This is a genomic window from Collinsella sp., from assembly GCF_052346665.1.
In the GTDB taxonomy this organism is placed as follows: Bacteria; Actinomycetota; Coriobacteriia; order Coriobacteriales; family Coriobacteriaceae; genus Collinsella.
On the sequence record NZ_DAWDUX010000026.1, the window covers coordinates 11895 to 33794 of the forward strand.

The 21900-nt window shown below is 59.7% G+C and carries 16 protein-coding genes; 6 read left to right on the forward strand and 10 right to left on the reverse strand.

Translation table 11 applies throughout. The annotated features are described in order from the left end of the window. On the reverse strand, positions 1 to 921 hold the full coding sequence (locus ACT8II_RS06095; protein ID WP_294122193.1) for a helix-turn-helix transcriptional regulator: 921 nt from the start codon (positions 919 to 921) through the stop codon (positions 1 to 3). Further along, positions 908 to 1957, reverse strand: a complete 1050-nt coding sequence (locus ACT8II_RS06100) for a helix-turn-helix transcriptional regulator (RefSeq protein WP_443813342.1) — start codon at positions 1955 to 1957, stop codon at positions 908 to 910. The genes ACT8II_RS06095 and ACT8II_RS06100 overlap by 14 nt, the downstream gene beginning before the upstream one ends. Before the next feature lie 240 nt (positions 1958 to 2197). Between ACT8II_RS06100 and ACT8II_RS06105 the strand changes: the two genes are divergently transcribed. After that, positions 2198 to 5077: a M28 family peptidase gene (locus ACT8II_RS06105; RefSeq protein WP_443813344.1), complete on the forward strand. Its 2880-nt coding sequence runs from the start codon at positions 2198 to 2200 to the stop codon at positions 5075 to 5077. Positions 5078 to 5403: 326 nt separating this feature from the next. Here the strand turns inward: ACT8II_RS06105 and ACT8II_RS06110 are convergent, their stop codons facing one another. Both ACT8II_RS06110 and ACT8II_RS06115 read right to left on the reverse strand, forming a co-directional pair. Next, positions 5404 to 6153 (reverse strand): hypothetical protein, encoded by a 750-nt coding sequence (locus ACT8II_RS06110; RefSeq protein ID WP_443813346.1) that lies wholly within the window; start codon positions 6151 to 6153, stop codon positions 5404 to 5406. 41 nt (positions 6154 to 6194) lie between these two features. Continuing rightward, on the reverse strand, positions 6195 to 10526 hold the full coding sequence (locus tag ACT8II_RS06115; RefSeq protein ID WP_443813348.1) for a SpaA isopeptide-forming pilin-related protein: 4332 nt from the start codon (positions 10524 to 10526) through the stop codon (positions 6195 to 6197). Between the two features lie 359 nt (positions 10527 to 10885). Here ACT8II_RS06115 and purE point away from each other — a divergent pair, with 359 nt between their 5' ends. From purE to ACT8II_RS06140, 5 genes are all read left to right on the forward strand, one after another. After that, positions 10886 to 11359 carry a 5-(carboxyamino)imidazole ribonucleotide mutase gene (gene purE / locus ACT8II_RS06120; RefSeq protein ID WP_294122212.1) on the forward strand — a complete coding sequence of 158 codons (474 nt, stop codon included), beginning with the start codon at positions 10886 to 10888 and terminating at the stop codon, positions 11357 to 11359. A 339-nt stretch (positions 11360 to 11698) separates the two neighbouring features. After that, positions 11699 to 12442, forward strand: a complete 744-nt coding sequence (locus ACT8II_RS06125; protein WP_294159906.1) for a class B sortase — start codon at positions 11699 to 11701, stop codon at positions 12440 to 12442. A 442-nt stretch (positions 12443 to 12884) separates the two neighbouring features. Further along, positions 12885 to 13646 (forward strand): type IV toxin-antitoxin system AbiEi family antitoxin domain-containing protein, encoded by a 762-nt coding sequence (locus tag ACT8II_RS06130; RefSeq protein ID WP_118654046.1) that lies wholly within the window; start codon positions 12885 to 12887, stop codon positions 13644 to 13646. Then, on the forward strand, positions 13634 to 14560 hold the full coding sequence (locus ACT8II_RS06135; RefSeq protein WP_118654047.1) for a nucleotidyl transferase AbiEii/AbiGii toxin family protein: 927 nt from the start codon (positions 13634 to 13636) through the stop codon (positions 14558 to 14560). Before ACT8II_RS06130 ends, ACT8II_RS06135 begins: the two co-directional genes overlap by 13 nt. 87 nt (positions 14561 to 14647) lie before the next feature. Further along, entirely contained in the window at positions 14648 to 15064 is a 417-nt protein-coding gene (locus ACT8II_RS06140) for a molybdenum cofactor biosynthesis protein MoaE (protein ID WP_118654048.1), read from the forward strand. A gap of 370 nt (positions 15065 to 15434) precedes the next feature. Here ACT8II_RS06140 and ACT8II_RS06145 read toward each other — a convergent pair whose 3' ends face one another. The 6 genes from ACT8II_RS06145 to ACT8II_RS06170 form a co-directional block, all read right to left on the reverse strand. Continuing rightward, positions 15435 to 16739 (reverse strand): putative ABC transporter permease, encoded by a 1305-nt coding sequence (locus ACT8II_RS06145; RefSeq protein WP_233546206.1) that lies wholly within the window; start codon positions 16737 to 16739, stop codon positions 15435 to 15437. Between the two features lie 263 nt (positions 16740 to 17002). Further along, positions 17003 to 18409, reverse strand: coding sequence for an NADPH-dependent glutamate synthase (gene gltA, locus ACT8II_RS06150; RefSeq protein WP_302741997.1), 1407 nt, complete (start codon positions 18407 to 18409; stop codon positions 17003 to 17005). Then, positions 18397 to 19233: a sulfide/dihydroorotate dehydrogenase-like FAD/NAD-binding protein gene (locus ACT8II_RS06155; protein WP_302741995.1), complete on the reverse strand. Its 837-nt coding sequence runs from the start codon at positions 19231 to 19233 to the stop codon at positions 18397 to 18399. The genes gltA and ACT8II_RS06155 overlap by 13 nt, the downstream gene beginning before the upstream one ends. A gap of 288 nt (positions 19234 to 19521) precedes the next feature. Further along, on the reverse strand, positions 19522 to 20151 hold the full coding sequence (pth, locus tag ACT8II_RS06160) for an aminoacyl-tRNA hydrolase (protein WP_294159900.1): 630 nt from the start codon (positions 20149 to 20151) through the stop codon (positions 19522 to 19524). Positions 20152 to 20267: 116 nt separating this feature from the next. Next, positions 20268 to 21218, reverse strand: coding sequence for a hypothetical protein (locus tag ACT8II_RS06165; protein WP_443813352.1), 951 nt, complete (start codon positions 21216 to 21218; stop codon positions 20268 to 20270). Between the two features lie 491 nt (positions 21219 to 21709). Continuing rightward, positions 21710 to 21900, reverse strand: a 191-nt coding sequence (locus tag ACT8II_RS06170) for a hypothetical protein (protein ID WP_443813354.1), incomplete at its 5' end; no start/stop codon positions are given.

The following is a 21900-nucleotide window of genomic DNA, read 5'->3' on the forward strand; positions in this document are numbered from 1 at the left end:
CTATCGTGCGTAGGTGATGAGAGCAGCTCTGAGCTCATCCGGCGCCTCGATGATGAGCTCTCCACCGGCAGCGAGCACCTGGTCGAAGAGCCATGGCGTTGAGGTATAACTCACGTTCGCCTCGACCGTGCCATCGTCGTTGCGCTTCGCGCTATCGCGGTCGATACCCGCCCATGTGGACGCGTCGAACGCCTCTTGGGTGCTCCATCGCATCTTGGCGGTGTCTCCATGCTTTTGCAGGCTTTCCGCGGCGGAGAGGCGGACAAAGGGATGGTCGATTACGGAATCCTCGGTCAACTCGACTGAATCGATGCGATCGAGTCGGTAGCTGCGCTGCCCACCCTTCACGACATTCCACGCCACGAGGTATGCGGCATCACCCGCGACCTCGATGTACCCGGGGTCGATGATTCGCTCGCACGGGGCATCTTCGGATATGGCGCGATACTTCATGCGCAGGCGCACCCCATAGGCGATTGCCTCGGCGACGGCGGGATAGAATCCGCCGAAGAGGGCATCGCCGGAGAGGAGGCGCTTGCCTGTGGCTTCATGCGTGATGGGGGCGAGTGCCGTCGCGATTCGCTCCCGCACGCGGTTGTCGAGGTTGCAGCGTTCAAGCGCTTGGTTGAGCGCAAGTGCCTCGGGAGCGGTGAGGCGAACGGGTTCTATTGCTCCGGCGTTGCCCATGAGGGAGACGCGATCTTCGTCCCGCACGATGGCGATGCGCGCACCCGTGCGTTCATCGGCGATTGACTGGAGCAGTTCAAAAACGCGCTCGAACTGGGATGAACTGATACCGAACTTGCGGCAAAAATCCGTGATGCGTATATGGCCTCCTGTCGATGCGGTGAGGGAAGTGAGAAGAATTAAGCACAGATTCGTAATCTCGTCCCTACCCAGGGGCTTATCATTGCTGTTCATTCGCCATTACCGCCTTTTGTTTTATAAGGTTCACGCAGTCGACGAGCACCTTGGGTCCACGAACGGAAAGGCCGATATGAGCGTGCTCGAGGGCAAATCGCGCTGCGGCATCAACGTCCCGTACGTCGACGGACCATTGCGTCGACCCGTCCTCCTCATCGCGTGTCTCTCCCCTGCCTTTGGTGATGAGTTCGATCTCGTGAGCGCCCACGCCGGGCGAAAAGGAGAATTCCGCCAAGACGGGGTTGCATGCGGAGAAGTCAAAGGGGAGGAATTGAGAGCCGGTGATGTCGAACTCGGAGGGAATCACGTAGGGCCTGCTCGATTCCGGTGAGCTTTTCGCGGAGACAACGCGGTCGGTTCTAAAAGTGCGCAGCCCGTCTGCCCCATGGTCGCGTCCGACAAGATATACGTAGCTCCCCCGTTCAAAAGATCCGTAGAGGTCGACGGTGTGGATGTTCTCGTTTCCGCGTGCGTCGCGATAGGTAAACGACGCCGGCCTTCTGCGCGAAAAAGCGTTCCACAAGTTGGTGAGATCGCGCTTGATGTTCAGCGGCTGCGTGCTGGAGCCCTCCGGGGAGATGCCCGCGGTTTCACACAGTTTGGTGCGGGCCATTTGGAGGGGCCAACGCGCTGGATCGTCGGCGTGAAGTGCAAATATCTGGTCGATTGCCGCAACTGCCTCCTCCGCATCGTACGGCGAGAGCGCGGCAGTGTCGGCATGCGTGGAAGTTCGGTCGATCTCCCAGCTCCGCTGCTCGTTTTTGGCGTTGTGGGAGTCGGACGCCTCTCGAATATGGACGCCGAGAGAGGCTAAAGATTCGCGATCGCGGGCAAACGCCTTGATGCGCGATTCGCGAGATGGACTGGTGTAGCCGATCTCGGGGTCGTTGATGATGTGCTCAGTGGTGAGGGGTTCTTGTGCCACGCTGAGGGAGAACATGAGGTTGAGCATGCGCCGCGCGATGTCTTCGGACTTCGTCCACGCACGCGGTTTCACCTCGTCATGTGCGGCATTCGAAGTTCCGTTCTGCATGCGCACCCTCCCGTTTCCCACTTGGTCAACACCTGCTCGTTGGTTACCTCATTCTAGTGTAAGGAGGTGGGGTGTTCTGCTCATGTTCGCCGTGTGTTAATGGGGAATTGCGACTGCAGGAACCATATTGAGGGGTTGAAATTCTGCAGGTAAAGCATAAGTAAGGGTATACTTGCGACTATACATGCGCATCGTGAATTCGATGCGTTTGCACATAAGCGAGTTCGATGTGGAGCCCACATGGCGAATACGAAACAATACCTGAGCCACCTACTGCAGAACACGGGTATCACTCCGGCGTGTAGTGAAGAGGAGCGCGAGGCGGCCAACGTCATCGCGAAGATCTTTGCCGATCACGGATTCACGCCCGAGATGCAAGAGTTCAGCGCGAGTGGCATGACCAAGGTTGCCCAGGCCATCTTGGGTATCGTCGCTTTCGTCGGTGCCGTGCTTTGCGGCATTGGAGGGGCCCTTGGCGTGGTCGGCCTGCTTTTGGCCCTCGCCGCCGCCGTTGTCTACGTGCTCGAGCGCACGGGTCGCCCCGTGATCTCCGGTTTGGGCTCTGGTGGTTTGAGCCAGAATGTCATCGCCTACCATCGTGCTTCCGGCCCGCTCGCCTCGCCCCGCAACCGCCCTGTCGTGGTGGTCGCCCATTACGATTCGCCGCGTGAGGACCTGCTTGCCCGTGAGCCGTTCGCGGCGTACAAGCCCCTCATCGTCAAGTTGCTGCCCTTTGCGATGGTCGCGCCCGCGGTTCTCGCGTTCATTCGCCTGTTCCCCGTTCCGGGTGCCGCCAAAGCGGTGCTTTGGGTTCTCGCCATTCTTGCTGCTTTGGTTCCGCTGGCGAACGGCGTTGCGATTATTGCCAATCGTTTCGTGTTGCCGTATACCACGGGCGCCGTGTCGAACAAGTCTTCCGTTGCCGCGATGCTCGGCGTGATGGATGCCGTTTCGCCGTACGAGCTTGGTGAGGAATTCCCGCATGATACGCCGGCGGACGAGTATTTCGCCGAGCAGCAGCGCATCCTCGAAGACGCGATCGCCGCGGCAGAGGCGGCTGCTGCCGCTGAGGCGGAGGCTGCCATGGCTTACCCCCACGAGGTTGAGGGGCAAGACGAGCAGAATGGCGAGGCGGACGAGGTTACCGAGACCGCCGAGGTTGGTAAGGTTGTCGAGCAGGTTCCCGAGGTGCCTGTGGTGCTCGAGCCCGTCGACGTGCTCGGCGCGACGGCTACCGATCTTCCTGCTGTTGATCTTGGGACGACGGTGACCATGAATGTCGAGAACGATGTCGCTCCCGCGGAGGATGAGGTCGAGGAGCAGCTCGACGCCGATGCCACGGTCGCCACCATGCCCGCTATTGATAGCGCGCCTGTTGTCGAAGAGGACCTGGAGAGCGAGGAAGAAGATCTCGGTGCCGGGACGCAGTCCGAGCTTGATTTGGATGCCGCCGCCCCCGAGCCCAAGCTTCCCTTCTACTTGAACAGCGCGGGCAACGTTCGTTTTGGCGCTGACGTGATTCGCGGTTTGGGTATGCTTCCCGAGAGCTGCGTCGTGCTGTACGAACCGGGTGATGAGCCCGAGCCCGAGACCCCAACCGCGTTTGAGGTTGAGCATGAGGAGGAGGCTCCCGCCGCCGACGCGTATGACGCATACGACACCTACGACGAGGATGTTGAGCTCGAGCAGGATTATTCCGAAGAGGACACTAACGATGAGGGCGAGCTCGCCGAGGCCTACGATGAGGCTGAGGATGAGGACGGATTTGAAGAAGCGCTCGCCCCTCAGGAAGAGGTCGAGGAAGAAGACGACTTCGACGTCGTGATGGAAGCTGAGTATGAGGTCATCGAGGACGAGGCTGAGGACGAAGCTGCTGAGGAGACGGCCATGGCGGCGAGCGACGAGACTCCTTCTGAGGATGGGAACGCCGCCGTTGACGCTGCTGCAGAGGAGGCCCCTGCGGGGCAGCCCGTTGAGGAAGAGCATCACGTGGAGGAGGATCACGAGGATCAGGACGCAGCTGGCGCTACTGAGGTGTTCGCGATGCCCTCTGCCACGCCTCGCGGAGAAGCCGACATGTCCGGCACGATTGCCATGCCCGTCCAGCCCTCCGTCCAGCCTGTGGAGACGGTTGACTCCCTCATGGCCCAGATAGACTCTGCGGTGCCGGCACGCCCCAAGCGCACCATCAACGTGCCGAGCACGGCGGACGCCCCTGTGCCCCGGGTACCCCAGACGGCGAACCGCGCCTCCTTGTTCGATTTACCTGATCCTTCCGCCGCCCCGGCCGATCCGTTTGGCGTTCAGGGTGCCCCAAATGTTCCGAACCAAAGCGGGACCGCTGATGTCGCCTCCGAGGCCCGCAGTGCCTTTACGGTCATCAGTTCTCCCGAGCCCGTTGCAGCTCCTGAGCAGTCGTTTGAGACCATCAGCGCCCTGGCGCCCGCTCAAGAGAAGACGCACCGTGGAATCGGCCGCCTCTTTGGACGCAAGAAGAAGGACGATGACAGCATGAGTGAGTGGCTTGGTGTCGATGACTCGTTTGATGCCAAGTCCACGGGGAACGACATCGGTTCCTGGGACAACTTCGACGACGGATGGAAGGGCGGCGCCGCTGGCTACGACGGCGCAACCGAGGAGGAGCTGCGCGAGGCCGTTGCCGACATGGGCGATGACGAGCTTTTGGGACACGACATCTGGTTCGTGGCCACGGGCGCATCTGAAAATGGCAACGCCGGCATCCGTGCATTCCTCGATGCCCATCGTGACAAGCTTCGCGGTGTGTTCCTCATCAACCTCGAGAGCGTGGGTGCGGGTCAGCTCGCCATGCTCGCCACCGAAGGTGAGCAACGCGTCTTCAAGGGTGACAAGCGCATCATGAAGTTGGTCCAGCAGGTGAGCAGCGACTTCCATCGCGAGTGTGCGACGGTCGACATGCCGTACGTGACAACCGATGCCCATGTCGCCATGGGTATGAGCTTGCGCTCCCTGACCATCGGTGGTGTTGAGGGCACCGGCTTCGCCCTCGCCCATACGGAGGAGGATCAGCCGTACAACGTGGATACGGACAACGTTGCCTTCGTGTCCGATGTGGTCACCGAGGTCATCCGCCGCTCGTAAAAGCGGTACACATGCTATAGGGGAGAGACCGTGTTCAGGTACATCAAGGAACATTGGGTTCAGTATTTGATCGGGGCGACCATCGCCGTCTTGCTCGGGTTGGGCTTGTCGTACTATCTGGGAGAGAAATGGTCTACACCTGATAGCGTGCGCGCTCAGCGAGCTGAGGAGAATCGGGCTGTAACCCAGGAGGACGAGGAGCTAACCGAGTAGGTCTCTAGCTAACCGAGTAGGCCTCTGGCGCCCGCCCTTGTCGTTTGCCCCCGGCCCCAGCGATATGCCTGAACTGCCTCCCATTTCTTGGACACAAGAAATGGGAGGCCCTTTTATGGCTGGAAATGCTTTGTACGAAGTGGTCGCGATCGTGCTTGCAGTTGGACAAAGATCACGATGGTTCTTGTGCACTCTCCTTCATGGGGTGACGGGCAGGTCACCAAGCTGAGTACACGGCGAGCCCGTTCGATAAGTTCCTCCTTGTTTTCGGCGCAGCATGAGGCGTCTTTGGAAAGGGAGCGCAAAAAGGAGCGCAGACCATTGTTGCTGGCGAATCGGAACTGCTGGATGTCTGGGTATAAGGCATCGACGTTGATTGCCATGAGAGGCTTAAACGTTGCATCTCCATGCTCGTGGGTTGACCAATGCGCATCTCCGATGAGTGAAAAGGTCTGCTGTTCATAGGCGTGCGAAAGCGGCGTGAACATCGAGTCTGGCGCATCCACGGTGTGTCCATAGATGAGGATATGGGAAGCTTCCGTAGTGCAACGGGGGTCGATATAGGGACAGCCCAAGGTGCTTGTCCTCCCCCAGAAATCGTGTTTCAAATACCATCCGCCAGCATGCTCTCCCCGTTCTGATGTAACGGGGTAGCTGATGCTCGCGCCCTCAACCGTTAGCCATCCGACTACATCGGGGTTCTCCTTCCTCAGAGAGGGCCAGTCGATGCCCTCTTTTGCCGCGTTGTTTGGGGAATCGCCAATCACCTCGACCTCAAGCGTGCTATATCGAGATAGTGAGCGTGACGTGCCGGCGGCCATGATGCCCGCCGTCGCGGCGAGCAGCGTTGCAGTGAGCATCATGGCGCGCTTGAAGAGCGGTCGAATACGTCGTCCTCCAACGCTCATGATCGCCGTTTGAGATAAGGGCGCTGCGGCCGAACACGTGCTCTCCTGCCGCAGGCGAGGCCCACACCGCCGGCGGCTAGTGCCCCGGCAAGCAGGAAGGGCGCCGGTGATGTCCACCCCGTTTGGGCGAGCGGGCCCTTGGGTTCATTGCCCGGCGTTTGGGTTACGTAGTCTTCGTCATGGTCTTCGAGTCCGGTACCGCCTCCGTTGCGATACAAATCCACGTGGGCTGAATTAGACAAATCGGTGCCGGCGAGATATTCGCCGGTCGCGCGCATGTGAATGACTGCGGGGGACAACGACTGTTCCGCTGGATTATCCCCCTCGCTCTTTGAGCTTTGCGCGCGCTCGATACGGTCTAGATCATCGTGCGGATCTTTAAGGTCATCACGCTTCCAAGAATCGCGCCGTGACGTAAACGACTGCTCCACTCGACCATACTCAAGGCGAATACCCGTGATGTATTCCCCCTCACCTAGGCCAAGGTCCTTTGCGAACAACATGTGGGCTTCGTCTGCCGGCAGGTCTTGTGTCCACAGGGCCCAGCCCGCATAAGAGACCGCGCGACCATCATCGCCTAGATGCACCGTGGCGGGGTCGGTGAGCCAGGGGTTGTCGTGCCCATCGTCACGCGTCGCGTTTGCACCACTTTCATCCATATGGTCATCATCGATGTTGTTCGTGGTGTACCACACGTTGAGCTTGCCGTCGAAGTCCTCGCGCGCAACCGGCGTCGTGATTCCCTCGAATATCGCCAGCCCCTCGCGCACGGCATCCAGGTCATCGGTGACGGTGAACTCGTCGACCCAGGTGGAGCTTGTGTTTCTAAAGTCGATGCTGTAGTCGAATCGGCCTTCGGGGGAGACCGTGACGTTCGCTTGATTAAGACCGTCTCCGTTTTCGACGGTATCGGGTGCCGTTGGGTCGGCGATTTCCTGACGCTTGTCGATTTCCCCTTGAACGGTAACGGGCTCGTCGTACATGGTGACGGTCTGCACCGCCCCCGTTTCCTCAACGGTGAACGCGACACTCTTGGCCTTGTCGTACCCGCGTGGGGTCATATCCTCAACGAGCGTGTAGGTACCCGGTGCGAGTCGATCGATACGATGGGCCTCACTTCCGCTCGTCCACTGCTCAACGACTTCACCCTTATTGTTGAGGATGCTCAACTTGGCTCCTTCCACCTCCTCTTCGTTGGTGATATCCCTTTTGGAGATCTCGACTTTTGTGTAGTCGTTTTCTACGGTCACGGTGTGGGTTTGCTTACCCTCAATCTGGCCATGTGCGTCGACTGAGAAGAAGATAGGAAGGTATGGGCCAATAAAACCAGGGGGAGCCCCCGTTTCTCGCAGGCCATACGCCCCCTCCTCCAGGTGCTTTACGGTCAGAGTTCCGCTCGCATCCGTGGAGGCGTCGAACGTTGTGGCGCCGCCGGTAAGAAGGATGGGGAGATCTGTCCACGTCCCCGAATCGAACATGGCGTATGAGGCGGTGGTTCCCAAGGTTGCGGTGTGCGCCTCACCTCCATCGACGGTTAGCTCGTAACGCCCGGCAGAAAGATCGCTTGCTGTGTAAGCGTTGTCTTCTTTCCGATACGTGAGCTCAACCGGCTTGCACGCATCTCCCGCATGCGCGAGTGTCGCGCTCGTACCGAACACCCCTTGTGTGATGGAAAGAACATATCTCTGGTTTTCGACGATGTCGAGTTCCTTGAGGTCGATGTCGAGTTGCTTGCCATCGCGAATAACGGAAAGCGCGTATAAGCCGGGCTCGAGGTTGGTTTGGGATGTTGTGAGTTCGAGGGGAGAGCTTCCCTCACGCTGGAGGGAGACGGATATGGCGTCTGGCTTGACGAGCTCGATGACGGCGTAGGGAACGCGCTGCTGGGCGCAGACGGTTGATCCCTCGGGAGCACGCACCGCGATCGCGCCGCCCTCGTTCGGAGAGACGGAGATCTCGTCTCGTCTATCCCACAAGGAGAAGGACGCACCTTCCAAAGGAGCACCGTTGTCCGTAATGTTCTTATCGACTTCAAGATGCGTGGGTTCATTGGCCGCTTCGACATCCGCATACACGAGGTTCGTGGAGCTGTCTTGGTATGTGAGGGTGAATTCGAGCGGCGTCGCGTCAAGAACGTGCCCATCTGGAGCCTTCGTTTCAACGAAGGCATAGCGCGCGCTGCCCATCCCTAAGGGCAGTTCTCTGGACTGTGCCCAGCCGCCTTCCTGCGTCACCACGTGATCGACGATCTGTCCGGCGGTTGCCTGAATGGTTCCATCGGGGCTGATAACGTCATCGAGGGCCACCACATCGAACTCGGCGCCTGCAAGGCCATAGGCTGCATCATATTTGCTCTGGGATGATATTTTCCCTGTTTGAAGCGATTTGCTGGGCTCCTGAAACTCGGTAAGGTGTGGACAATCATCCTTTTCAGAGCAGGTCTTGTGGATGGATGCGACTCCCCGTGCCTGCTCGTCCGCCACACGGACAACAGTCACCGGGCCGGTTTCATGCTCGTCTGAAATGACGACCTTGACATCCTTGTTTGGAAGAAGATATGGCTCCCGCGCCGCCACCTCGCGAAGATAATACGTTCCCGACCTGAGTGCCTCGGGAAACGTGACGGTTCCCGTCTCGTCGGTTTCGAATATGGAGACTTCACTGTGGTTGGGATACCAAACCTCTTGGGTAATAGGCTTGAGATCTTTGTCCAAGAGTTGGAAGGAGAAGCCGGCGAGCGGTACGGTTTGCCCGCTTTCGGCATCGGCCTTGACCACCTGGATGCGCGAGGTGATGAGGTCGTTATCGACGATGTAATGTAGGCTCGCCCCGTCTGCCATGGCGTCCACGCCGATGGTCCAATCGGGACAGGGACGATAGCCCTCAGGTGTGGTGGAAGGATCTTCGCGGACCGTATAGCCCTTGGCATCATAAGGGAGCGCGCCGGATATGCCCTCCACGCGTTTTCCCTCGCCCATCCAGGGTTTCTGCGGGTCATCCGTCTTGTCGGCGGCAATCGCCTCCCGATTCACCGTCTCGGCGCGATCGGTGGACGCTTTGCCGTTCTCGTCGGTGATGAGGGAGCCAACGGTTTTGCCGGTTGTGTTCGAGATGATCTCGAATCGGATGCCCGGCCCGGCATGTTGCAGCCCCGATCCCTCGGCCCCGGTGTCACGGTATTTGACGATGTCGATGTCGAACGCGATGACATGCTCGATGAAATCATCGGGCTCAAGGGTGATGACCTCGGCATCTCCCAGCTGATCGGCGCCGACCGTGTAGGTATGGGCGTTTGGATCAAGCTTGTATCCCGCAGGTGCCTTGGTCTCGGTGACGACGATGTTTCCGAGCGGCACCGCGTCGAACACGACTGACCCCTCTTTGTTTGTGGTTCCCGTTGCGCTCCAGCCGGATGTGGAGGTTGATGTCACGCGAAACTCAGCACCCTCGAGCGATGCTCCCACCTGCGCTTTCCCGCCCGTGGCGGAATCCTTTTTGGCGATGATGAGCCGTACGGTCCCCGCCTTGTCGGAGAGGGGGACCGAGCCCTCGGAATCACCGGTGGAGAATTCGATGCGCTGCTTGTTGAGGCTGAACCCTGCCGGCGCTTTGACCTCTATGGCGTAGTATGAGGTGTTGGGCGTGAGCTCGCAGGAGGCGTGCCCATGCTCGTCCGTTGTTATTGAGGTGACTTTTGCCCCATCGGACGCTCGATAGATGTCGTAAACGGCGCCTTTGAGGGAGTACGTCCCGTTTCCCTTGGTGATTTCGACATCCGCCGACGTCTTGGTAAACCGTACTGTTACCTTGGGGTTGTAGCGCAGGTGGATCTCTCCCATCTGCTGCGTTCCCCACATCTCGCCTTCGAGGAACGCGTCGGCGTTTGCACCGCCGCTCGTGTTGGAGTGGATGACGATGGAATACGTGCCGTCCTGCTGGAGAGTTCCCACATAGTCATAGGTTCCGTCGTAGGGGACGGCGTAATGAATGCCCGAGATGCAGCGCCCATAGGCGATCTGCGTCGACCCATCGGGAAGATGGATCGTTGCCTTGCATTGGGCCACGGCACCTTCATAGTATGCCTGCTGTTTGTTCGTAATGACGATGTCCGCCTTGCCGGTGATCGTGCTGGGTGCCGCATATGCGGTAGGTGTAGCCTTGCCGCCCTCCATCGTTCCCGCCAGCATGCCCAGCGCGACAACGGCGGCCACGGCGAGCGCGGCGAGTAGCTTGGGAGCGGGACGTCGCGGTTTTGCACGCGGCCCTCTCGATGCGATGAAGTGATCGTGTCGCCGGCGCGCGGCGAGGTGTGTCCGAAAGCGTTTCACCGTTCCTCCCGTTCTCCCGTGTTGTATGGGGAGGAAAGCGTAGGGGACGCTTTTGTCCCTTTTTCCCGCATGATGCCCGGATTGTCTGGCCTGGGCGCCGGTAACATCTGACAGCACGCAAAAATTCAAGCTAGGAGGTAATACGCTGCCAAAGGAGCGAAGGCAACGGGGGCAACCGCCCTCGGAATCATCGGATAATCTCCCCATATCCGCACGGCCCGTCACCCTTCGGCCAAGGTTTCGACCAGCCGGTGAACGCACATGCGGATACCCGAGAAACAAGTAGGCTAATAGCTGGCATTTCGCCGGTCTCGGCTATACTTTGAAGCGTTGTAGACACAAGACCGAGAGGTACTACCATGGATAACGCTTCCGAGAAGACCCCGCTCGTCGGAATCATCATGGGTTCCAAATCCGATATGCCCGTCATGGAGGGCTGCACGGCCGAGCTCGACGCCCTCGGCGTGCCCTACGAGCTCGTCATTGCGAGCGCCCACCGCAATCCCGCGAAGGTCCACGAGTGGGCGGAGACCGCCGCCGACCGCGGCATCAAGGTCATCGTCGCCGCGGCTGGCAAGGCGGCCCACCTGGGTGGTGTCGTGGCGGCATTCACCCCGTTGCCGGTGATCGGCGTCCCCATGAAGACAAGCGACCTGGGCGGACTCGACTCCCTGCTTTCCATGGTTCAGATGCCTTCCGGCGTGCCGGTTGCCTGCGTGGCCATCAATGGCGCCAAGAACGCCGCAATTTACGCCACGCAGATTCTCGGCGCCACCATGCCCGAGTACCGTGATGCGATCGCGCGGCTCAAGCGCGATATGGCCGAAGCGTAGCCCGGTATGGCAACCGGAGGAAGGCACTTTAAGCCCAGTGGTGCCGCGCCCCAGCCGAATACGACCTCAATGGGAGGCGCCGCCGCCTCTCAGAACCGGGGGTCTCATGCCGCCTCACCGCCTCGCCAGATGTCGCACGTCACCGCGCCGCAGAACCGGGCGACGTACAATGCCGCGCCCTCAAGCGGGGCGCGGGTGTCCCAGCCTATTCGGCCGCCCCGCGTAGCTCAGGCTTCTCCTTATGCGCGCCCCCAAGGCTCGACGGGCACGCGCGGCGGTAGGCCCGGGTCGACGTCGAGCGCGCCACGACCCCGCCGTGGTCGCAATATCGCGTCGTACGTGCTCATCGCCATAGGGGTCGTGCTATTACTCGTGGCCGGCGGTCTGTTCGTTCATGCGCAGATTGGTTACAAGCAGGCGGCGGATTTCTACGATGGCCTTACCAAAGAGGCGGTCACGCTCTCCGATGAGGGCGGTGATGGTGTGCCGGTCATCGACTTCGATGCGCTCAAAAAGGTGAACGAGGACGTGGTGGGCTGGATCTACATCCCCGGCACGAACATCAACTACGTCGTCGTCCAAGGCAAAACCAATGACACCTATCTGCGTACGCTGATTTCGGGCGACTATAACGCCAACGGCACCGTCTTCCTCGATTCCGAAGGAACCGCGCCGGGTCTTGTTGACCAGCAGACGACGCTGTACGGTCACCACATGAACGACGGCTCGATGTTCACGCAGGTGTACGATTCGCTTGATCAGGAGAAGTTCGACTCGATAGAGAAGGTCTACTACATCACGCCCGAGAAGACCTACGAGCTGAAGCCCCTGTTTACGATGCGTGTTGATGACGACTACGTCGAAGCGCGGCAGACGTCGTTCGAGGGTGATGGTGGTCTGGCGCAGTACCTCTCTGATTCCATTAAGCACGCCGAGGCGAAGGCGACGGACGCCGACACGGAGTTGAGCAACGCAACCAAGGTGCTCACGCTGGTGACCTGCGACGATGCTTTCTTGGCGCAGACCAAGCGCGCCGCAATGGTGTGCACGCTCATCGCCGAGTACGACACCGTCCAGCCCTAAGCGTAAAACCGCGCGCTCCAAAAATCCGTCCCCGCTCCAAAGGGGGTACGTTCCCAAACGCCAAACCGCCCGGTGTGCCATTTGGGGACGTACCCCTTTTGGCACGCCGGGACCCTGTTGCGGGTGGAGTGCCACGAATCGGGCGTTTTTGTAACGAGTTTTGAGGCGTGCCGAGTAGAGGGACATTTTTGGCATCATCGCCGCAGATAAAATCTTTTATCATTGTCCCTCTACTCGGGGTGTTCGGAAACTCGTTACAAAATCGGCCGATTCGTGGCTTTAAGAAGTTGAGGAATGGCCTCGGGACGCGTCCGAGGGTCTGCGATAAATCCCACACTTTTTGATTGAGGTACTCGTTTCTGGAGGCTGTTAATATGGAATACTGACAATAATCACTAGAAAAGTATACAAAGTGTAGTTGTTTCTACTATAATTTGTCAGTATGAAGTTCAGAGACTACATAGAAAGAAATCAAGTCTTCACCGTTGAGCAGCTTATGTCGGAGTCTGGTATGTCTGCCGCATCGGTGAGGACAACTTTGGATCGCGCGATAAAGCATGGAAGCATCGAGAGAATTCGACGCGGCGCATACGTTTCAAAGATTGGCGATTATTCTGGCGCGGGCGTGAGTGCGCTGGATGTCCTTGCGGCGATCGATTTAGATGCAGTCATTTCTTTTCACTCTGCCCTTGAGGTCCACGGCGTTGCTCATAATGTATCAAGCATGTGTCAGTTTAGGTCGAGAACAATAAAGACCAAGTTCTCCTATGGCGGTGTTTTGTATGTACCATACGCTTGCGACAGATCGATTCGCTATCAGTTGATAGGAGCGGTTGGCGCTAATGGGGCCGGAGTTACCACGCGCGAGCAAACGCTAGTCGATTGTTTGCGCTATACAGATAGGGCGGGTGGCGTAGAGGAGGCGCTGCGATCCCTTTCGCTTTTTCCCTACCTTGATGTTGATGAGCTGCTTGCTCTTGTGGAGCAAGGGTCAGCCTCGCTTGCTGCGAGGGTTGGCTGGTTGTTAGAGCAAAAGCAGCGCGATTGGCGTGTGCTAGATGAGCAGCTCGACCGACTAGAGACCATGGTGACGGGCGGACCATACAGGTTGGACAAAAGACAAACGCGAAGCCCGGGTTGGTCAAAACGCTGGAACCTGTGTTTGCCTGCGGATCAAGAGGAGCTGCGCTCATGGGTCCTATAGATATTGAAAGCTTCCGACCGGAAACGCTCGACAAGGTCAACCGCCTTTTGGAGCTGCTGGCAGAAATGGGTCGCCACCCAGATTTAAAGGGCAAGCTTGCGATGCATGGTGGTACAGCGATCAACCTGTTCATGTTTGGTCTTCCGCGTTTGTCGGTTGATATAGACATGTCGTACGTGGGGAGTCTTTCACGGGCGGAAATGATGAGAGAGCGTCCAGGGATCGAGCGCGGCATACAGGAAGTTGCAAGCTATTTAGGATATAGAGTTGACGCTCGCGAAGGCGGGCATGCGGGACGGACATTTGTATTGAGGTATAGGGGAAACTGGGGAAATGATCATGTAAAGATCGATTGCATTTACATGAATAGGTCGCCCCTGATTCCGCTCCGAGTGAGGCAGTCTCCGCTGCGCCCCGATTTGGATGTTTTGATGTTTGACGATTATGAATTGGCAGGGGGCAAGGTCAAGGCGTATTTTGACAGGGTCAAAATACGCGATTTGTACGACATCGGAAATCTGGCGGAGCACTGTAGCGGCGTAGAGGCGCCAGACGAGCTGCTTCACAAGGTGCTGCTGTACTATGCTTCGCTGTCCGCTCATTTTCCAAACAGCTTTATTGGCAGGTCACTTCGTTTTGAAAAATGTGAAAAGGAGGTCGAAGAGCAGCTCGTCCCCATGTTGCGCCAGCTTGAAAAACCCCCGACTCTCGATAGTCTTATGCAAAAGGCGGAGAGGTTTGTCGAGAGTTTCGTCCTTCCCAAAAACGATTTAGAAAAAGAATACCTGGAGCGATTGTCCCAAGGGGACTACTGCCCAGAGCTTCTTTTTGGAGATGGTGAAGTTACGCAGCGCGCCGCGCAGAGTCCTGAGGCACAATGGAAACTGCTCAATCTAAAGAAGATGGGTGGTTGATGTGCTGGCGGCGTGATGTCCGCGCTTGCCATGCGAGTCGTCTCAGGTGTTCCAACAAGGGCCATATGGCAGAAAGCGAGTCTACCCATGGCAGATATACCCTCTATCGACGCGTGGTTGCGCGAGGCCAAAGCGGACCCGTCGTTCCGCGCGTGCGGCATGTACCTTGTCCACAACGGCACCGTGCGTGAGACCCCCAAAGCCGAAGCACGCGGAATCGAAACCGATGGTGTCCAGCCCGGCGACAAAGTCACCAGCATGCACTTTTCCTACGACGAGGACAAGGTCGCCGCTGCGGTAGAGGAGGCGCGCACCCTGCCCGGCATTGGGTACGTGCGCGTATGGCTCAACTCCGGTGAGCTTGCGGTGGGCGACGACATCATGCTCGTGCTCATCGGCGGCGACATCCGCCCGCGTGTGATCGACGGCCTGCAGCATCTCGTGGCAACCATCAAAAACGAGTGCGTCAACGAGATTGAACATGGGGAGGGGCGGGCGCAGTGACGCTCGATTGCGTTCTGCCCGGAAGTTCAATGGATGTGGATCGTATATATCCCCGAAGTGGCTAAAAACTACCGTTTTGTATCGCTCGTCCCGCCAAGGACACCTCGGCCAAAGGACCGAGATTGGAAAAACGCCTGTTCACGTGGGTGTAGTGTTTCCACGAATCGTTTTCGCGACATGATGCACCCAGGTTAGGGGCGCGTTTAGGGTGAAATGGGCAGTATGGCGCCGCGCTTATGGATACAAATCGGTATTTTTTAGCCAGTTTTGGCGCGCCTGCAGATATGAGGTGTCTCGGGTCATTCTCCTTCGCCAAGGCTCGCGTGTCAAGGGGCTCGCCCCCCCCTTTTTTGGCATGTTGCGGCTGATCCTACGCCTCCGTCTTGGGCGAATCCACGCGGCTCGAGGTCTTGGGGTGGATCGTCATGCTCTGGAAGCGATGCTCCATGTACGCGTTGTCGAAGTGCTCGGCGTAGAACTCCTCGACGGGCGAGCTCGGCGCGATGCCGCTCTCACGGCAGAACCAACAATCGAGCGCCTGCAGCGTCATGACGCCGTTCGTCAACATGAGCGCGGCCACTACCGTGGTGAGTGAATAGCGCATCTTCCAGGGGATCAGGTTGATGAGCTTGAGAAGCCTGGGCAGGCACAGCTTGATCCAGAATAGGCCGAGCGTGCCCCACATGAGCATGAACGGCGTAGACGTGCGCCCGGCGAATAGGATCGCCATCGGATCGGGCACGCCGGGCAGCAGCTCATAGGAGTAGCTCCATGCGATGGCGCCGAACGACGTCTGCATCCACCAACTCACAGCAGCCTCGAACACGCCGCCGATAACGGCACTCACTAGGAAGATAATGACGAAGCTCTTCTTGTAAAACCGGTTGAGCGCGATGGTGAGCAGCACGGCGCCAAAGCCGTAGATGGGACTGAACGGCCCGAACAGAAGGCCGGCTCGATCCTGGTAGACGCCCGGTTCGACGTACACCATATGGAAGATGACCTCGATGATGAGACCGAGCACGCAGCACACCATGAAGACCCAGAACAGGTTGAAGAAGTTCAGCTTAATGTAACCCTCACCTGTAAGATCGCGGCCGAGCATGCCGCCTGCCGCGGCAACGCGGTCTTCCAGGTCGCGCAAGTGACGCTGGAGTTCGCGTTCCTCGCGCAAGGTGGGGTCGATGGTGGTCGACAGACCGGTGAGGATGGCGAGCTGGATGGCGGGGCGGATGAGGTGCACGCCGATGCCCTGGAGCATGACGTCGATGAGGATTTGCCCCACGGTCATGACGATGAGCGCGTATGCCCAGCGTCCGGCGTCGCGGCGGTAGCTTTTGAGAAGCGTCCAGCCAAAGATGATGAGCGCGACGGAGGAGATGAAGGTCAGCACCGATCCGATGGCCGTCATGGTGAAGGTGAGCGTGAGGTCGGAGCCAATCAGCGCGCTTTCCTGTCCAATGGCGAGTCGGTACAGGATGATTCCGAAGTACGCGCCCATAAGCGGGAGCGCGATGATGCCGTCGAGTGCGCAAAGCGCCCCGTACACGCGGATGATGAGCGGGATGGTCTTGCGCTGCTCGGCGGTGAGGTTGTTGGGATCGAGGTCGTTACCGGGCAGGTCGTAGTCGGGGTTGGATGCTGTACCGGCCGCGGCGCTCGTGCTGCTGGTCACGTGCTGCTCCTTGCGTGCGTTCGAAATGGGCTGTGTACTCATGGTACCCGTTTTGGCATGCAAGGGGGGAGCGGGCGGCCTGCGGGCATGGCGTGCACAAAGGGACGCGTACGCATCGGTCGGCGCCGGGGTCGGCTGCGCAGTTCATGCCCAATGGCACGCACGATGGCGTCCTGCCCGGGCTCCGCAATCGCCGCGGCGCAAAACGGCCCGCCGACCGTGTGGTCGACGGGCCGGATGCCGTTATGGGAATCGCGGAGCGCTTACTCGCCCAGCAGCTCCTTCTTGATGGAGGCGGCGGCCTTCTTGCCGGCGCCCATGGCGAGGATGACGGTGGCGGCACCGGTCACGATGTCACCGCCGGCCCACACCTTGGGGTTGCTCGTGCGGCCGTCCTCGTCGGCCTCGATGAGGCCCCAGCGGTTGAGCTCGACGTCGGCGCAGAGCTTGGCGAAGGGGTTGGCCATGGTGCCGATGGCGGTGATGGCCACATCGCAGGGGATCTCAAAGGCGGAGTCGGCCACGGGGACCGGTCGGCGACGGCCGGAGGCGTCGGGCTCGCCGAGCTCCATGCGCTCCAGCTTGACTGCGGACACAAAGCCGTCCTCGCCCTTGATGAACTCGAGCGGGTTGACGAGCTCCAGGATGTGCACGCCTTCTTCCTTGGCGTGATGGACCTCGGCCAGTCGCGCGGGCATCTCGGCCTCGGTGCGGCGGTAGGCCAGCGTCACGCTGTCGGCGCCCAGGCGCAGAGCGGTGCGGGCGGCGTCCATGGCAACGTTGCCGCCGCCGAACACCACGACGTTCTTGCCCTGGCGGATCGGGGTGTCGTAGACGGGGAAGTCGTACGCGTGCATGAGGTTGGTGCGGGTGAGGTACTCGTTGGCACAGTACACGCCGGGCAGGTTCTCGCCCGGGACCTTGAGGAAGCGGGGGAGACCGGCGCCCACGGCGAGGTACAGGGCGTCGAAGCCCTCCTCGTTGAAGAGCTCGTCGGCGTCGAACAGGCGGCCGGCGACGGAATTGTACTCGAAGTGCACGCCGAGCTGCTCCAGGCCGTCGATCTCGCGCTTGACGATCTTCTTGGGCAGGCGGAACTCGGGGATGCCGTAGGTCAGCACGCCGCCGCCGGTGAAGAAGGCCTCGAACACGGTGACGTCGAAGCCCTCGCGTGCGAGCTCGCCGGCGCAGGCGATGCCGGAGGGGCCGGAGCCCACGATGGCGACCTTCTTGCCGTTCTTGGGCTTGCACGCCGGAGCGCGGCCGACCTCGTCGGCCATGTCGCCCACCATGCGCTCGAGTTGGCCGATGGCCACGGCCTCGCCCTTGCGGCCGAGGATGCACTTGCCCTCGCACTGGTTCTCCTGCGGGCACACGCGGCCGCAGACGGAGGGCAGCAGGTTGTCGCCCTTGATGGTTTCGAGGGCGCCCGCCCAGTCTTCATCGCGGATCTTGGAGATGAAGCCGGGGATGTTCACGCCGACGGGGCAACCCTGCATGCACAGGGGCTTCTTGCAGTCGAGGCAGCGGTTGGCCTCGGCGATGGCGTCTTCCTTGGTGAAGCCCGTGTCGACCGGGCGGAAATCGCACGCGCGCTCAGCGGCCGGCTCCTCGTTCGGAGCAGTGCGGGGAGCGCCGATGTTCGGGCGATACTTCTTTACTTCTGGCATGCGCAGGCCTCCTCATGACGCTTGGTGGAAACGGCCTCTTCGCCGCGGTAGCTGGCCTGGCGCGCGGCCAGGTCGTCCCAGTCGACGGCGCTGGCGTCGAAATCGGGGCCGTCGACGCAGGCGAACTTGGTCTCGCCGCCCACCTCGACACGGCAGCAACCACACATGCCGGTGCCGTCGACCATGATGGGGTTGAGGCTGGCGATGATCGGGATGTTGTGCTCGTGGCAGGTGAGGGAGGAGAACTTCATCATCGGCACGGGGCCAACGCAGAAGGCGTGGTCGATTGCGTCCGTCTCGCACAGGCGCGCGAGCGGCAGAGTCACGACGCCCTTCTCGCCCATGGTGCCGTCGTCCGTGGTGACGTATAGGCCGGCGAGCGGCAGTGCGTCGAACTGCTCATGCAGGATGAGGAGGTCCTTGGTGCGGGCACCCATGATGACGTAGACGTTCTTGCCCTGCTCGCAGAGCATACGGGCTACGGGGTAGGCGATGGCCAAGCCCACGCCGCCGCCGATGACGGCCACGGAGTCGCCCTCGATCTCGGTGGGCTTGCCCAGCGGTCCGGTGATGTCGCGGATGAAGTCGCCCTCGTTGAGTTCGGAGAGGCACTTGGTGGTCTTGCCGATCACCATGAAGATGAACTCGATCCAGCCCTCCTCCGCATTCCAGTTGGCGAAGGTGAATGGCACGCGCTCGCCGGTATCGTCGATGCGCACCATGAGGAACTGGCCGGCGTGAGCTTTCTTGGCCATCCTCGGGGCGTGGACGCGGAACTCGAACACCTTGTCCGAGAACTGCGTCTTTTTCAGGATTTCAAACATAGAACCCCTCTCTGATTGGTCGGGGGCGTTTGCGCAGGTAGCGCGCACGAGTTCCCCGATGAAGCCTAAGCGGCATATGCGCATGGCGAATATGCGCATACGGTGTTCAGTATACCGCGCGTTTCCCATTCGGGGTTCGAACCGATGTGCTATCGGGCCAATGGTGGGCCGTTGTTCGGTGGGCGTTGCTGGGAAGCGGCTAGGGATAGTTTTACAACGACTGCCCGGCGGTGTTCGTTGGCGTCTCTATCTCAATTCGGTGCCTGTCCCTAAATTGAGGTTGGGTTCCTAGTGCTTGCCGTTGGATCCCGCGCCGCCGTTGACGTGGTCGCGGGCGAAGATGACGCCGCGCGTCACGGCCAGCGCGGCGGCCTCAGCGGCGGCTTGCGTCATGAAACCGAAATCCTCGGCCTCCTTGGCGCGCAGCTGCTTGAGCACGAAGTCGGCCACGGGCATACGTCCCGGAGGGTCGCCAATGCCGGCGCGGATACGCGAGAAGTCGCGGCTGCCGAGCTTGTCGATGATGGAGCGCAGACCGTTGTGCCCGGCGTGCCCGCCGCCGACCTTAACGCGTACATCGCCCGCTGGGATGTCCAGCTCGTCGTGGATCACGAGCAGCTCTTCGGGCTTCACTTTGTACTGCGCACAGAGCTTGGAGATGGGGCCGCCGCTCGTGTTCATGTACGACTGAGGCTTGACCAGCACGACTTCGCGCTTGCCGCCTTCCTCTTCGAGGTCGTTCACGCTGATGAGCGCGACCTCGGCACCCGCCTGGTTTTTCCAATAGCTCACGCCCGCCTGCCGAGCGAGGATGTCGATGGCGCAAAAGCCGGCGTTGTGGCGGGTAGCGGCGTACTCGTCGCCGGGGTTGCCGAGGCCGGCGACCATGCGGATCTTCTTGGGTTGTGCTGCGGCCATGAGGTCTCCTTGCTGTTGATACTTCCTGCAGAACATGGTGAGTGTGCCGTGCGGCGCTGTCAACGACCCCCGCAGGGAGAGCATAAGTTGCTGATGGTCTCGAAGCCCTCGCAGCGCTACACGGGCTTAAGCCCCACCGCACCTCGAAGGGCGTTGAGCAGGTTTGCCTGCTTGGTGCGATGGCCTTTTCCTTGGTACCTAAACCGCACGTGGGCAAAGCGGTATATGATGCGCGCGATGGCTTCGAGCGCTTGGATGTCGCGCATTTGGTCGCGTTGAATAACGATAACGATGATACCCATGCAGCGAAGGCCGTTGTTGCGGTTGCCGTCGTGGATGCGAGCGGGGAGTTCCTCGTGCCCCGTGCCGTTGTATTCAACGTCGACGTTGGCTGCGGGAATGAAAACATCGGCAACGGCATAGGGCATACCTGATGACATGAGCACCGCGTCATGCGTAAAGTCGATGCGGTGGTTGAGCAACATGCCGTCGGGTAGCGCGGCGCAATTAAAGCCTCCGTACTGCATGGGGAATCCGAGCATGCAGTACTGGATGGTTTCTGCCGGCGAGGCGGAATTGGGTGCGACGAGGTCGACCGCTCGGCGAAAGGCATGGTCACGGCTGCTTTTGGTCCACTTCGCGATTGCCCTGAGTTGCTTTTTGGTGGCGGCCGGCTCGCATGAATAATGGGTCTGTTCAATCTTGACCTGCTGGTTGCCGTGTGTGCGGTGCGTTGCTGTTCCATCGGGCGCGCCAAGGGGCGTATCGGAGACGTCGTTAATCTCGGGGTCGGTCTCGGCGGAGGTGTCGAGGCCGCTGAGGTGCGTTTCGGCTGACGCGGAATTGGGGAGCCGGATGCCGTCCATTGACGACCACGTTTTGCCCCTCGCAATGGAAAGCGTTGCATCGTGAGGCAGGGAATACGTTCCAAGAAGCTCCATGAGGAGCGCGGCGATTTCTGGGACGGAGCGGCCACGCGAATAGAGATATGCGGTAAACGCGGGGGAGGTGCAGTAAAGACCGCGCTCGATTTCGAGGATGGATCCAGCGGGAAGATCGCGCGACATAACATGGCACGTCAGGGGCTTTCTGGCTCGGCGACATGTTGGGTCAGATACGAGAACGTCAAGGCGCTCACCGTCCTCGCCATTCCAAAGGGCATGGCGACCAAGATAATCAAAATCGAGTGTCGAGAGGTTGGGCTTGCAATTCGCCAGAACTCGGCGTTGTTCGGCGACGGTAAGCGACCTCCACGGAACGGCAGAATACGCCCCTCGTGCACGCCTGATTGCGCGCAAGGCCGAGATATGTGAGAAAACAAGTGCGTCCATGTAAAGAAGCTACATCAAGGCGCGCGCCCGTGGCACGAGAAACGTGAATTGAGAAAAATGGCTAAAAATTACCGTTTTGTATCGTCCGTCGGCTGCTGGCGGACGATTCAGACGGTCTTGAGCTCTTGTAGTTAAAGAAAACGCGGCGAAACTGCTTAAAAATGGGCACAAACAGGCGAATATAGCCAAATGAGGGTGGTTGATGGCACCAAGAACTGCTTCTAGGGTCATTTGGGGGATACAAAACGGTAATAATTAGCCATTTTTCTAGAACCTAGATGCTTCTTAGCTGGAGCACCATGGGGGTAAGGCTCTCCATGGACGAAAACGGAGTTGATCGGAAAGAAAAGCCCCCGTTTCCCAGTGAACTGCGCCCCGAAACTTGGACGCGATAAATCATAACCGCTAAGCGGCCTCC

Bases quoted from the DNA above. Each gene is read 5' to 3' on its own strand.
- ACT8II_RS06095 (WP_294122193.1), bottom strand. From the start codon at position 921: ATGAACAGCAATGATAAGCCCCTGGGTAGGGACGAGATTACGAATCTG.
- ACT8II_RS06100 (WP_443813342.1), bottom strand. From the start codon at position 1,957: ATGCAGAACGGAACTTCGAATGCCGCACATGACGAGGTGAAACCGCGT.
- ACT8II_RS06105 (WP_443813344.1), top strand. From the start codon at position 2,198: ATGGCGAATACGAAACAATACCTGAGCCACCTACTGCAGAACACGGGT.
- ACT8II_RS06110 (WP_443813346.1), bottom strand. From the start codon at position 6,153: ATGATGCTCACTGCAACGCTGCTCGCCGCGACGGCGGGCATCATGGCC.
- purE (WP_294122212.1), top strand. From the start codon at position 10,886: ATGGATAACGCTTCCGAGAAGACCCCGCTCGTCGGAATCATCATGGGT.
- ACT8II_RS06130 (WP_118654046.1), top strand. From the start codon at position 12,885: ATGAAGTTCAGAGACTACATAGAAAGAAATCAAGTCTTCACCGTTGAG.
- ACT8II_RS06135 (WP_118654047.1), top strand. From the start codon at position 13,634: ATGGGTCCTATAGATATTGAAAGCTTCCGACCGGAAACGCTCGACAAG.
- ACT8II_RS06140 (WP_118654048.1), top strand. From the start codon at position 14,648: ATGGCAGATATACCCTCTATCGACGCGTGGTTGCGCGAGGCCAAAGCG.
- gltA (WP_302741997.1), bottom strand. From the start codon at position 18,409: ATGCCAGAAGTAAAGAAGTATCGCCCGAACATCGGCGCTCCCCGCACT.
- ACT8II_RS06155 (WP_302741995.1), bottom strand. From the start codon at position 19,233: ATGTTTGAAATCCTGAAAAAGACGCAGTTCTCGGACAAGGTGTTCGAG.
- pth (WP_294159900.1), bottom strand. From the start codon at position 20,151: ATGGCCGCAGCACAACCCAAGAAGATCCGCATGGTCGCCGGCCTCGGC.
- ACT8II_RS06165 (WP_443813352.1), bottom strand. From the start codon at position 21,218: ATGTCGCGCGATCTTCCCGCTGGATCCATCCTCGAAATCGAGCGCGGT.